The organism is Spiroplasma endosymbiont of Cleonymus obscurus, from assembly GCF_964273375.1.
Lineage (GTDB): Bacteria > Bacillota_I > Bacilli_A > Mycoplasmatales > VBWQ01 > Spiroplasma_E.
Genome location: NZ_CAXWWA010000002.1, coordinates 137,942 through 151,532, shown reverse-complemented (window position 1 = coordinate 151,532; position 13,591 = coordinate 137,942). Strand labels below are relative to the sequence as shown.

The 13,591-nt window shown below is 22.3% G+C and carries 16 protein-coding genes and 1 pseudogene; 11 read left to right on the top strand and 6 right to left on the bottom strand.

Annotated features, from left to right (window positions below):
- Window positions 1–92: 92 nt before the first annotated feature.
- Window positions 93–1,280, bottom strand: a complete 1,188-nt coding sequence (locus ACI2WJ_RS01370; protein ID WP_400254599.1) for an Mbov_0401 family ICE element transposase-like protein — start codon at window positions 1,278–1,280, stop codon at window positions 93–95.
- A 97-nt stretch (window positions 1,281–1,377) separates the two neighbouring features.
- Between ACI2WJ_RS01370 and ACI2WJ_RS01365 the strand changes: the two genes are divergently transcribed.
- From ACI2WJ_RS01365 to ACI2WJ_RS01320, 10 genes are all read left to right on the top strand, one after another.
- On the top strand, window positions 1,378–1,761 hold the full coding sequence (locus ACI2WJ_RS01365; RefSeq protein ID WP_400254598.1) for a hypothetical protein: 384 nt from the start codon (window positions 1,378–1,380) through the stop codon (window positions 1,759–1,761).
- 232 nt (window positions 1,762–1,993) lie between these two features.
- Entirely contained in the window at window positions 1,994–2,425 is a 432-nt protein-coding gene (locus ACI2WJ_RS01360) for a hypothetical protein (RefSeq protein ID WP_400254597.1), read from the top strand.
- A gap of 90 nt (window positions 2,426–2,515) precedes the next feature.
- Window positions 2,516–3,589, top strand: coding sequence for a hypothetical protein (locus ACI2WJ_RS01355; RefSeq protein WP_400254596.1), 1,074 nt, complete (start codon window positions 2,516–2,518; stop codon window positions 3,587–3,589).
- Between the two features lie 24 nt (window positions 3,590–3,613).
- A complete protein-coding gene (locus tag ACI2WJ_RS01350; protein WP_400254595.1) occupies window positions 3,614–3,742 on the top strand; it encodes a hypothetical protein in 129 nt (42 codons plus the stop codon).
- 51 nt (window positions 3,743–3,793) lie between these two features.
- Window positions 3,794–4,078 carry a hypothetical protein gene (locus tag ACI2WJ_RS01345; protein WP_400254594.1) on the top strand — a complete coding sequence of 95 codons (285 nt, stop codon included), beginning with the start codon at window positions 3,794–3,796 and terminating at the stop codon, window positions 4,076–4,078.
- Window positions 4,047–4,787: a hypothetical protein gene (locus ACI2WJ_RS01340; RefSeq protein WP_400254593.1), complete on the top strand. Its 741-nt coding sequence runs from the start codon at window positions 4,047–4,049 to the stop codon at window positions 4,785–4,787. The genes ACI2WJ_RS01345 and ACI2WJ_RS01340 overlap by 32 nt, the downstream gene beginning before the upstream one ends.
- Entirely contained in the window at window positions 4,787–5,698 is a 912-nt protein-coding gene (locus tag ACI2WJ_RS01335) for a hypothetical protein (protein WP_400254592.1), read from the top strand. Before ACI2WJ_RS01340 ends, ACI2WJ_RS01335 begins: the two co-directional genes overlap by 1 nt.
- A complete protein-coding gene (locus ACI2WJ_RS01330) occupies window positions 5,699–6,217 on the top strand; it encodes a hypothetical protein (protein ID WP_400254591.1) in 519 nt (172 codons plus the stop codon).
- A 3-nt stretch (window positions 6,218–6,220) separates the two neighbouring features.
- Window positions 6,221–6,562 carry a hypothetical protein gene (locus tag ACI2WJ_RS01325; protein WP_174480417.1) on the top strand — a complete coding sequence of 114 codons (342 nt, stop codon included), beginning with the start codon at window positions 6,221–6,223 and terminating at the stop codon, window positions 6,560–6,562.
- 43 nt (window positions 6,563–6,605) lie between these two features.
- Window positions 6,606–7,802, top strand: a complete 1,197-nt coding sequence (locus ACI2WJ_RS01320) for a hypothetical protein (RefSeq protein ID WP_400254590.1) — start codon at window positions 6,606–6,608, stop codon at window positions 7,800–7,802.
- Window positions 7,803–8,549: 747 nt separating this feature from the next.
- Here the strand turns inward: ACI2WJ_RS01320 and ACI2WJ_RS01315 are convergent.
- Both ACI2WJ_RS01315 and ACI2WJ_RS01310 read right to left on the bottom strand, forming a co-directional pair.
- On the bottom strand, window positions 8,550–8,744 hold the full coding sequence (locus ACI2WJ_RS01315; RefSeq protein ID WP_400254589.1) for a hypothetical protein: 195 nt from the start codon (window positions 8,742–8,744) through the stop codon (window positions 8,550–8,552).
- Between the two features lie 54 nt (window positions 8,745–8,798).
- Window positions 8,799–10,035 (bottom strand): annotated as a pseudogene (locus ACI2WJ_RS01310) (IS256 family transposase).
- 564 nt (window positions 10,036–10,599) lie between these two features.
- On the opposite strand from ACI2WJ_RS01310, the gene ACI2WJ_RS01305 reads away from it, so the two are divergent.
- Window positions 10,600–10,836 (top strand): hypothetical protein, encoded by a 237-nt coding sequence (locus tag ACI2WJ_RS01305; RefSeq protein ID WP_400254588.1) that lies wholly within the window; start codon window positions 10,600–10,602, stop codon window positions 10,834–10,836.
- Window positions 10,837–10,981: 145 nt separating this feature from the next.
- On the opposite strand, the gene ACI2WJ_RS01300 is transcribed toward ACI2WJ_RS01305, so the two are convergent.
- From ACI2WJ_RS01300 to ACI2WJ_RS01290, 3 genes are read right to left on the bottom strand one after another with little or no spacing between them, the layout of a single operon-like run.
- Complete coding sequence (locus tag ACI2WJ_RS01300) at window positions 10,982–12,196, bottom strand: hypothetical protein (protein ID WP_400254587.1); 1,215 nt, start codon at window positions 12,194–12,196, stop codon at window positions 10,982–10,984.
- 17 nt (window positions 12,197–12,213) lie between these two features.
- Window positions 12,214–12,972 carry a hypothetical protein gene (locus ACI2WJ_RS01295; RefSeq protein ID WP_400254586.1) on the bottom strand — a complete coding sequence of 253 codons (759 nt, stop codon included), beginning with the start codon at window positions 12,970–12,972 and terminating at the stop codon, window positions 12,214–12,216.
- The gene (locus ACI2WJ_RS01290; protein ID WP_400254585.1) at window positions 12,917–13,558 is read right to left on the bottom strand and encodes a hypothetical protein; all 642 of its coding nucleotides are present in this window, start codon (window positions 13,556–13,558) and stop codon (window positions 12,917–12,919) included. The genes ACI2WJ_RS01295 and ACI2WJ_RS01290 overlap by 56 nt, the downstream gene beginning before the upstream one ends.
- Window positions 13,559–13,591: the final 33 nt, after the last annotated feature.

Sequence of the window (13,591 nt, the reverse complement as noted above, 5' to 3'; positions counted from 1 at the left end):
GGTTAATGTCAAGTCTTAATATAGATTTTATTAACTTTTATAAAATGAAAATTCCTAACTATTTAGGTTTAGATTTATTAAATTTTATAAATTTAAACAAATACTTTTAATTTATTAATTCTTGCTTGTTTTAATTTTAATAAATTAAAAAATGCTTCTTTTGAATAAATTTTTGCATTATTATTAGATATTGATTTGATTAAATGATAAACATCACTTTCAGCACTACAACCAATATTTCAAATAGCATTTTGATTTTCAATACCTTTTTTATTATTTTTAAAATATTCATATATTTTTTCATCAGCATTATTTTCTTTTAAATAATTTAATAATTTATAATAATTACCATTTAAAAATAATTTATAATAAGCATAATTTAATTTTTTATTATTTTCTTTTGTTCTTTTACCTTTTCCTACAATAAATACTTGTTTTAATTTTTGTAATGGATGTCATTTATCTACAGTATAATCAATTTTTAAATAATTAGTAGTAGATTTAAGATAAGTTGCACCATCACCCGTTAATTTTAAATTTTCATTAGTATAACCAATAAAAATATTATCTACATTAGTTATTATAGATTTAGCAAATTCTTTTTTTGTAATTCTTTGACCTTTTCTAGTTGATATAACAAAAATATATTTATTTTCTAAAACATGTCTATTATCAGTAGATTTATTTAAATCAAAACCAGTACTTATACTTACTGTTCTATGTCTAAATTTTCTTTTCTTTTTATTATCAATTAAATTATTATATGATTCATCTGATTGAATATAAATAAAATCAGTTGGTAATATTTTTATTTTTTCTTTTGGTAATTCTTGAACAAATATATTAGTTTTTTTTACTCTTCTACAAATTGTTGATAAAGATATATCTATTTTTAAATTATGTTTAATTATAGGATATGTAATATTATTAAAATCAGCTTCATAAATTATTGATTTTGTTACTTGATTAGTAAAATTTTTATTTTTATCAATATTAATATATGTATCTAATGGATATAAATATTCACCAGTAATTTTATGTTGATATACTTTTTTATAAAAATCTTTTACTATTCCATACATTGATGTAAAAGTTCTTTTAGCAGTTTTAACATATTTATATTTATTTTTATCATAGTAATTTTCATACCAATATTTATCATATTTAATTAAATCATTTTTATAATCTAATAACATTTGTTTTTCATGACTAATTTTAAACTGATTATGAGGAAATTGTTCAGGAAGTAAAATCATAATATTATTCCTTTCTAAATACATGACTTTGAGTATAACAATAATTAACTGGTGAGTGTTGTAATATACTTTAGTTAAAATGTTATAATTAGTATATAAATATTGAATATAGGTGATAAATATGCCAGCAAAAAGAAAAGAATTAGGAAATTATAAAGAAAAAATAAATGAATATTTTAGAGATAATAAAAATGTACCAACTAGAATGACAAAAACTGGTTTAAATTTAGCATTAGGAATTGATAGAAAATATATATTTGATTGCCGACGCTACCAGACAAAATGACAACAAAATTTTTTAAAGGAATATGATAAAGCATGTCAAAAAATTGCTAATTATTTATTACGTAATACTATGAAAGACCCAAAATATCAATGAGAATATTTAAGAAAATGTCATCCAGAAGAATTTGATGATTTACAAAATAATTTTGAAGAAAATAACTCAAAAAGTAATATAATTATTAATCTTTGTGAACCAAGAAAAATAGAAAATAATGATTAGAAACCTATAATAAATATAGGTTTTTTTCTTTATTTTAAAGGTAAAAAATGATATAATTAAATAAAGTGAATATGTTAAATAACATATATAAAAGTGACCTATTAACCAAGTGAATTATTAAAATTTAATAAAAGGGAGATTAAAAGTATGAGTGATTTTACTTTTGATGAAAAAGAGAATTATAGTTTAGATGATGTTAAAAATTTACTAAAACAACATAGAAATGTAGTATATGCTGAAAGTAAAAAAAAATATTGAACCTAAATTAAGTGAATATGAAACAAAAATAAAAGAATATGAAAATAAAGTTAATGAATATCAAGAAAAAGAATTATTTAATGGTTTTAATGATAAACAATTAAAAATAGTTAAATCATTAATTAATACTGAATATAAAGAACTTGATAAACATTCTGCTTTAAATAAAATAAAAGAAGATTATGCAGAAATATTTAATAATAATTTACATAATAAAGAAATAAAAAAACAAGAAATTATTAAAAATGAAGAATCTAAACAAGAGTTTTTTAATCCAAAAACACTTTTTGAATTAGATAATAATATTACATCTAAAAATGAAGAATTATTAAAAAATACAGAAGTTGTAGGAGCAAAAACTAAACAAGAAATGATTAAATTTTTAGAATTTTTATTTAGTAAATAATTAAATATTTCTCAAAAGGAGAGATATTATGGCTATTCCACAAGTTCCAACTGGTTTAATTACTGGTGGTAATAATGGAGAAATAAAGCAATGTTAACTGCTATGGAAGCTCAAGTAAAAGGTATACTTTATAATGATGAAAGTATGATGTTTTTAAAAGCAAGTGCAGTTGCAGAACAAATAAGTGAAATACCTGGAGCAGTAGAAGCATATTATCGTATTGTTGAACGTTTACGTTGAGGTTCAAAATATGATGTTATGACTGGTACAAATAAACAATGAACAACATTAAGAACAACTAGTGTTATTTTAGACCAAATATTAGTTATTGATTGAAGAACTGAAGATTTTGATATGAATAGATTTATGTCAAGTCCAATTCCATTAAAAGCAAATATGTTATCAATATGAGCAGAAAGTGCATTAAGAAATTATTTATTTATACAAGAATGTATTTTTTTACAAGGTATTAAAGATTATTGTATTGCTAAATCACAAGTAATTCCTATTAATATGTTAGAAATGACAGAAGATACAGCAAAATCAGCATTTTATCAAATTGGAGATAAAATGAATGAATTATTAGGAAATATAACTGAAACTGAAATTGGTACAAATGTAAGTGATTTTATTGGTGCATTAGGATTTACTCCAATGTTACAATTAACAAAAGCATATTTAAGATTAAATTATGGTCAAATTTCAGCAGATACTGTAGCAAGTGGTCAATTATATAAACAATCAGTATTTGGTATGTTTTTATATAAACATATGTTTTTAAATAAAGATATGGTTAAAGATACTAAAACTGGTTTACATTTAGAAAAAACATTTGATTTAAAAAAAGTATTAGGAGTTTTTGTACATAGAAATGCATTTGCACAACCTAATAGTTTTCAAAAAATTGTTAATTTAATTGATAATGATACATTAAATCAAAAAACATTAGGTAAAGCACTTTATGGTATAACAACAGCAATTCGTGGTTGATTATCATTTATTATTATGGAAAAAATGCCAACAGCTGATGAAATTAAAGAAGCACAAAAACGTTGTTGAACTAATTGAATTAAATTAACTCCAGCAGAAAGAGAAAAATCACCAGTAACATTTAAAATTGCTGATTTTGATGATTTTAGAATTAGTTTAAATGATTTAATTTAGTTTAAAAATTTAGGAAAAATTAAAATGGCTGGTGATACACCAACTAATGATGAATTAGAAACTGCAATAATAAATGCTGGTAATAATGGTTATGAAAAAGGTAAAGCAACATTTAGTAATATTACATCAAAAAAGTGCTACTATGACTGGTAATGATAAAGATTATATTGAAGAAATAGAATTAAAATTTTCTAAAAAATAATTATGGAATATATTTATAAATATTTTGATGAAAAAGCACATATTACTATTTATTCACCAAAGCCAGAAGATTTAACTACAAGTAATGATATTAGAGCAATTTTATTAGATGAATATCCTAAATTAAGAAATGATTATTTTATAGTAAGTGATGTACATGATAGTTATGCAATATGTGTTGGAGATAATATACATTGTGAAGGTAAAGTAATAATTAAAATAGAAAAACAAACTAATGTAGAAGGAGTAAATGAAAATGCCAAATGACACCATTATACAATCAAATAATTATACTTTATTAAAGATAATTCGTTCTTCAATAAGTCCTTTAATGGCAATGATTGGTACAAGTGCTTATTATGGTCAAGTAATAGGTAATCCAGTACTAGGTTCAATTAATAGTTTATTATTTGGTAAAAAATTAGGTTTAGATATTTGAAATTTAAATCAAAGACCAAATACTAAAACTAAATTAATTAATAGTTCTAAAAAAATATTATTAGGATTAGGAACAATTGGATTATCAAATTATGCTAAATTTACTACTAATTCAATTAATCCAAATCCTAATCCATTTCCAGATGATTTATTATTAATGAAAAATAATAATAATTTAATGGATTGAGATACATTTATTAGTTTAAATTCATATGGTATATCAAATCTTATTAGTGGATTAACTGAGTTAATACCTAATAAATTTGAAACAATAAGAAAGATTTGTAATATGGCAACTGGTGGATGTTTGATTAGTAGTGGTGTTGCTATGGGTATAAATAATGATTTTAATAATGCTTATGCAATACCTACCATAATTGCTGGTGCAAGTGAAATTATCCATAATTTACTACCTATGGAAACTACAAATCATATTGAAGAAATGCAAGAAACACTATTTAATAATGAAACTGCAAATCTTATTAATGATAGTGTAAGTGAATATGGTACTACTAGTGAATCAAATTTAAGATGAGATTATAGTCATATGAGTTTATAATGTTACCTTTAATTATTGAATGAATATATTATGCATTAGCAAGTAATAATATTAAATTAGCATTAATAAATGCTTTAAAAAATTATTATAAAAATCAATCATTAAAAGCAGTATTTGATAGTGAAAATATTAGTGAAAAAGAAATACATCAACCATATAGTGTTTTTAATCCAAATATACTTAAAAAATTAACAAGTATATTAAAACCAAGTGAATTATCTATATTACAAAATGAAATTAATAAATTTAAAAATCCAATAAATAGTTTTAAAAATTCTATTATGCCAACAGAAATTAGAACAGTTAAAAATTATGTAAATAAATTTGATAATTTATTTAAAGAAAATGAAGAAGAAATACCAGAAAATGCATGAGAAGTATTATCAAGTTCATGATTTAAAAAAGGAAGATTTATTGTTAATAATAAAAATTTAAAAATTGGAACTTTAACAACATTATTTCAAAGTGATAATGATAAAAGACAAATATGATATGGTCCATATACTTATCCAACATTTCCACAAGAAATATGAATATTAATGACACAAGCTAAAGGTAAAAATGGTTCTGGTGCTGGAACAATATTTTGAAAATTTTGAAATAGAAAATGATTACCAAGTCAACTAAGAAAATATGTTAAAAGTGAATTAGCAAAAAAAGGTAAATATTATGGTTCACAAGATACTAGTGTAATTTATCCTAATAATATTAATGTACAAAAAACTATGCATTTTAATAATAGATTAGAAAAAGGTTTTTTTAAATTAAAAGAATATAAAACTTTATCTAAAAATGAAATTGGAAGTACACAATGAAGATATGAAAGAAAACAATTATTAAAAAATTCTTTACATACAAATAAATATATAAAAATTAAAAGAAATTCTAATTTTTATAAAACATGAAAGTAGGTGGTAATTATTATTGAATTAGATAAACCAATTAAACCAATTGGTATATGAAATACTATTAATCCATTAAGTAAAGATAATAAAGAATATAAAAAATTAAATAAGATTTGATTTAATAAAAATAGTACTCATATAGATAAAATAAAAATTTTAATATCAAATATTTTAAAAATAACTAGTCATATTATTGGTATGTTAATAACATTATTTTTTACAATAACACCTTGATTAATACCTAAAATACCAATAGAAATGGGAATAGGTAATTATACTAATCAATATAATTTTACTTGACCTGACCATTTAATATTAACTTTATTTCCTATGTTTGGTCATATTGGATTAAATTTAATAACTAAATTAGGTAATTATGGAAAATTAATTAAATATGCATTGATAACAATACCAATTATTATTACAAGTCCTTATTTAATATATCAATATAAAGAAATTAGAAAACATAAAAAAGAATGTCATTTATGTAAACAACATTCAAATAAAATACAATTGGAGGAATAAAAAATGAATTTATCTACAACAGTAATATCAGCAGTATTAAGTGGAGCAGTTGCTAGTGGAGTAATTGTTACTATTGTTTTATTATTTTTATCAAAATTTATTAAAAAATCAAAACAATCAAATTTAGCAAAAGAATTAAAAAATAATAAAGAATTAGAATTTATTAAAGCAAATATTAAACAAATAAATTCTCAATTACAATTAGAAACTACATCAACTGCTAAATTACTTGATAGTTTTAATGTAGAACAAGAACAAATAGATAATTTTGTAATAGCACAAAAATCTAAAAAGAAAGAATTATCTGAAAAAGATAAGAAAAAAGTAACTAAATTTAAAATTTAAAGGGTTTAAATACCCTTTATTTTACATTAAGGAGTAAATTATTATGGCTATTAAAGACCCAATAATGTTTATTACAATTGAAGAATTTAAAAATTGAAAAGGTTTTAATAAATCATTATTTGATGAAGTTACAACACCAGATAGTGAAATTAGATATGCAATAGAAATTGCAAGTAGTAATATTGATTATTTAAGTGGTTTTACTATTTCAAAAAAATGACCAGAAATAAATCCAACAAAATTTACAGATAATATTCAAACTGCAACTACTCATTATGTTAATTTTTTATTAGGTAAAGGTGTTGAATATGCACGTGGTCAAGCAAGTATTGGTCAAGGTGGTATTACTTATTCACAAAATAATCCAGAAGACCCTTATTATATTGTTCCACAAGTATTTAATTATTTAAAAGAAATAAATGAATATCCAATTATGCAAGGTTTTAATCTTAATGTTTCACCTAAACAAAATTGATTTAAAAAATTTATGGGTACTGGTGGTGAACAAAATCCATGAGAAATTTATTTACAATCTAATAATATTAAAAGTAGTGATAATAGAACTAAAATTACTATTAGTCATCCAAAAAATATTATGGGTTCAGTAGTTGATATTGATACAAATGGTATAAAATCATTTGATAATTTAACAACAATTGAATTATTTACTAAATATTTTAGTAATGATACTATGAAATTAGTTGATGGTAAAGAAGGTCAAGAAAAGAAAGTTATTAGTGCTACTGGTGGTATTGGTGAATCATTATGAGAAGTTGATAAAGATAATCCTAATTTTATTAAACCAATAGATGATAAAGGTATTGATGTTAATGGTAAAAGAATTATTGATGTTGGAACACCTACTTTTTTAAGTGATGCTACAACTAAAGAATATGTTGATGAAAAAATTGACAAAAAACAAGATAAAATAGATAATTTACAAGATAAAATTTTTAATAATAAAGATGATAAAGATAATACTACAAGATTAGTAAATAAAATTATTAAAACACATAGTGACGGTCAAACTTTAATTTATAGAAATAATCCAGTTGTAACTGATGATTTAGATATTCCAAATAAGAAATATATAGATGATAAAATACCTAATTTAGATAATTATTATACAAAAAAAGAAATAGATGAATTAAAAAGTGATATTGATACTATAATAAGTTTTAAACAAGAGCAAACAGATAATAAATTAGAACTACTAATAAAACTGTTGTTGGTGGTATAAATGAATTAAAAGAAAAAATACCTAATTTAACTGATTATTATAATAAAACTGAGATAGATAAAAAATTAGAAGATTTTAAAATTATTAAATGAAAAGTAATAGGTAATAGAGTTAATGATAAGAAATGACATATACCAACTGCACCTTTTAATCAATATATTTATAGAGTATTTGTTACATGAGAAGTTACAGAAGAAAATCCTTTAAATAAAGGTTATCAACAAGTTATATTTTTTAAATCACCTAAATTAATAGGTACTGGTAATTGAAGAATTGCTTCGGGAAAAATTGGTAATAGTGATAGTACATTAAATATTAATTTTGATAATACAGATTGAAGTTTAACTTTAAATTGTGGTAATGGTGGAGCAATTATTAATTTTGAAGTATTAGAACAAGCAGATGATAATGTTTATCAAATTAATAGTAAAACATTAAATATTATTTCACCTGAAAAAATTGATATAGAAAAACCTATTAAAATTAATTCATATAGTTTAGAAACTAATGAAATTAGAGAAAATGAATGAGATATTGAATTAAAAAATAATCCAACACCAAGTATTCCACAATGAAAAGAAGTAGGAACAAAGAAAAATAACAAAACAATTGAATATAATTTTATTAAAAATAAAAGATATCGTATTTACTATAATTATTCTCCTACTGATGATGAAATAGAAGAATCTAGAATAATTAAAGAATTTATATATATTAATAAAACACAATATTTAAATAGTGGATGGGTTACACTTTTGTAATTGATTTTTTACCTAATTTATAATTAAAATCTTCAATTATTTTTAATGTTATTTTTTTATTATTTTGATTAATAATAGTATCTTTAATTGGAAATCATGTTTCATATTCACCAATTTCTAATAACATACCTTTAGTTGTTTCTCTAACTTTATTTTTAATATCTAAATTAACATTAATCATTACGAATCCTTTCGAGGCTTTTATGTAATCTGTGTATCTTTGTTTTACAAAGTACTAGTTTAGATTAATTCTATCTTCAAATTTTATCATAAAATGAGCAATTGCTGTATTTCAATTTTGAATGGGCATTGTTCATTTTTTTGTTATATTTTCAATTGCTAAATAAAATATTTTAAAAACTGCCATATCATTAGGAAAAACTTTTTTATTTCTGATAATTTTTCGTAATTGACTATTTACAGATTCAATAGCATTTGTTGTATAAATCACTCTTTTAATTTCTGCAGGATAACTAATAAAAACCATTAAATTATCTCAATTTTTATATCAAGATTTAGCAATTTGAGGATAGTGTTTATTTCACTTATTTTCAAAGGATTCTAAAGCCTGCATTGCTTGTTCTTCACTACATGCAGTATAAATTGGTTTTAAATCTGCAACTAGAGATTTTCTATGCTTATATGAGACATATTTCAAACTATTTCTAATTTGATGAACTATGCATAATTGATGTTCTGTTTTAAGATAAACTGATTGTATTGCTTCTGACATGCCTGTTAAATTATCACTGCAGGCAATAAGAATATCATTTAAGCCACGATTTTTCATTTCTGTTAAATTTGCTAATCAAAATTTAGCACCTTCATTTTCACTAATTCATAAACCTAAAACATCTTTTTTACCTTCTAAATCAACTCCTAAAGCTATATAAACTGATTTGTTAATAATGCGTTTATCTTGTCGTACTTTAACTACTATACAATCAAAATAAACAATAGGATAAATGCCTTCTAATGGTCTATTTTGTCATGCTTTGACATCATCAATAACATCATCAGTATTGACTAATAATACTTTCACTAATATCAGCACCCTGATATAACTCTTGTAACTGCATTCTAATATCTGATAATGTCATACCTTTTGCATATAAGGAAAGAACTTGTTGATCAAAACCATCAAATCTTCTCTGTCTTTTTGGCACTATTACAGGAGTAAAATTACTATTACGATCTCGTGGTACATCAATCTCAATTTTACCTTGTTGAGTTATTAATTTTTTTGAACTTATACCATTACGAGCATTGTCACTATTACTATGTTGATTTTTTTCATATCCTAAATAATTTTGCATCTCAGAATTCAACATTTTTTCAACTAAACGTTTTGTTAATTCTTTATATAAACCCCCTTCTTTAAAAACTGTTGTTAAATCTTCAGTATTTTCTAATAATAAATCTACTGCTTTTGATATTGGATCATTATTATTAAAGTTATCTTTTTTAGCCATCTGTAACTCACTCTTTCTAGTCATTTAATTATATTTACTAGAATTAATTAAACATAGTTATTTTTGTAAGTTACACAGATTACTAAACATTACCATCCTTCTACGTATAAGCCTTATCACCTACAGTGATAAAAGGCTTATATACTACTAACTAAATACTTCTACTACTATACGTATAGGCTTATTGCTACCTATAGTAGCAATAAGCCTTGGGGGTAGGAGGTCTGGAGGGAGGGGGAAAAAAAACTTAAATTTTTAAAGACCAGCAGAAAAATTACTATTTGCAAATTCCTATACAATAGCTTTTATAATTTTTATTAAATTTGGAATAATTAATTACTTTAATAAAGTATAGGTTTAATAAAATAATTAATTATAATTGTTCAACAATTAAAAATGAGAGTTTTATCTCTCATTTAATTTCTTATTAAATCTAACTAAGGCTGCAATACGTCCAAACGCCTTTAATTTAGGCGTTATTTTCCATTTAAAAGCATACTTGTAAAAATAATCAAAAATAGTACAATTTAAAAGTAAAATCAAGGAAAAAAGGAGTAATTAAAGATGAACGAACAAAATACAGAATTACATTATGCTAAAAATATAGCAAAACAAAGAAAAACACAAAGAAATATATTTATTGGATTATTTTCATTTATGACAGTATTATTTATTATTGCAACAACAGCACTAGGGCTTGCTTGTAAAGATGGAAGACAAAAATTAAGTTTTTATTTAGGTCATGATTATACAGCCTACTGGGGGGACTGGGACAACTATATGAGAAACAAAAACTGATAATGCAAATAAAATAGATTTATATTTTAGTATTAAACCGCTTCTTAATTCTGATATAAAATGAGATGGAATTTATCCTGATGGATATTTTGATAATTAAATTTCAATATTTATATATGAAATATTTTCACTATATTTATCAAATAAATTAATATTTTTTAAATTTATTTCTTTTTTTGTCAGTTATTAAAATTAAATCATAATTTTCAGCACCAAATATGCCACTAATTTCAATCCGATTTAAGTTATTAATCGAATTTTCAATTTGTATTTCAAATTCACTATTATTATCAATTTGTGCAATTTCTTTATAAAATTCTAATTTAGAAAATAATTGAGATTTATTTGAACCATATAAATTTAAAGCATTTTCAATTTTATTATTACTAATAATTACTCTTGTAAAATACTTTCCATACTCACCATTACCTAATGTTCAATCAGCAGGAATTAATGACGGTATATTATTGCTTTCTAACTCGTTTGTAATAGATAATCAGTTAAATTGGTTATCATCTAGTTTGAATAATTCATTTTGACTGATATCATTATTTTTTAATTTAATATTATTGGTATCTGTAAAATCAAAATATACAGATTTTAATATAACTTTTATGTCTTTGAATTTTCATATTTCTTTATCATTTGGTTTTATTGGACTTGATTTTAATTCAAAATAATAAGGTAATAAAATCTTATTATCATCATTTAAACCTTTATTAATTGATAATGATGAATAAATATTTTTTGATAACATAATAAATATTTGTTTAAATATTTTTATTTGCTCTAAGTTAATATAATTTGGATATTCAAACTCTCATTGTTTAAATAAGTTAGTAATTATTTCATCTGGTTTTTGTCCTTCAAATTTTTCACGTAGTGTTGCAATATCATTTTTTGGTTTACCTTTATCATCGTACAAAGCACCATCAAAATTTCTATTGTAGTTATATGTATAACTTAACATATCTAATAATAGTTTCTGTAAACTATCAATTGGTGGTTTGTCACTTATTTCAACTTCAATATCATCAAATTTATCATATGTAGCAATACTTGTATATTCTTTTCCAATTGGACCACTCTGAATTTTTCATACTTCTTTATCTTTAAGTTCTTTCTTTTCTTTTAATGGTCATTCACCAAAAGAATAAGAACTTAAAAAATATCCTAATCAAGCGTGTGTAACTCTTGCATTTTTAATTATTTCTTTTCTTGTTTCTTTACCCCCACCAATAGCAATTAAATCTAAAACTGATTTTTCTTGTCCAATAAATTGTTTTGCTAAATTTCATGGTAATATTTGTTCACTAAATCATTGTTGTAATATTCTAACTTTTGGTTGAGTTTCAATAGGCATTGATAATAGCGGAAATGCTATCTTATCTTTAACAAATAATTTAGGGTATACTTTTCCATATTGTCAACTTCACCAAGTACCTTTATATTGCCAAAAATCATGCTTCTAGGGGCTTTAATTTTTAAACCAATTACTTTGGTATCTTTATCTAATGGTTTTTGTAATTTAATAATGATTGGATAACCATCTCTTGTTTTAAAATCTTTAATTTTAATAATAGTAATACTTTTAGTACTTCTTGTTTTTGGATTTTGATATGGTTGTGAATAATTATTAATAATATATAAATTATCAATATTATTTTCAGTTAATGGTTCATTAATAGAAACAGCATATAATTTAAATTGATTTAATAAATTTATTTCTTGAAATATTAAATTTTTAATATCAGTCATACTATATTCAATTGTATTATCATTAATATTAGTACTTGCTCTTTGATTTAATTGCATAGTAAAATCAGATGTTTCAACTGCAATAGTTTTTAATACTTTATCAATATCAATAAAACCTATTTTAATAGTATTTGCTGAAAATCTTAAACTATTATTTTCATTATTTTTAAATAAACGTTCAATTTCATAAATATATATAGTTCTTTTTTTAAATTCATCGTATGCTCTATTAATATCTGGGTCACTAGTAGCACCCATCATATTAGTAAAATCATAAGGAATATTATCAATTAAATAATCATTTTCTACTTCCGCTTGATTAATTTTAGTTTGCTTCTGTTTCTGTGGAAACTTCGTTTGTGGTTTGTTGTTGTTTTCCATTGTTCTCTCCTATTAATTGGTTATTTTCGGGATTAAATAATTTTAATTTAACAGTTAAATTATTAATTTCTTGTTCATCATTAATATTAAATGTTTTACTATTTAATAATTCTTTATCTAAACGTACTAATATTTGAATAAATTTAAGAATATCAATATTAAATTGCCATAATTTTTGTTTAATATAATTAATCGTTGAAATATTTACAGCTGTACTTTCGGGTACTGATTGTTGTGCAGATTTCTTTTGACTTGGTATATGAATACCACAACGTTTAAATATTTCATTAACATTTCAATCATATATATCAGTTAAATTTTTACCTTTAAAATTACTATTTGTCATATTGATATTTTCGTTTTGTTCATTATTATCTCCACCACTTTTAAATATGTAGTTTTTAGTAACTAATGTTCTTACTGCTTCTTCTAATGCTGATTGAACATTACCATAAGTTTGATTAAAAATAAATTTAGGTGAGTTTAAAATAGTATCTAAAACAATTTGTTCATAAATAACATCTAATGCTTTAATTTTATCCATTACTTTATTACAATCTGCTAACTCATTTGCTTTATTTCGCATAATTGCTATTGGTATATAGTTAATATTTAGTGT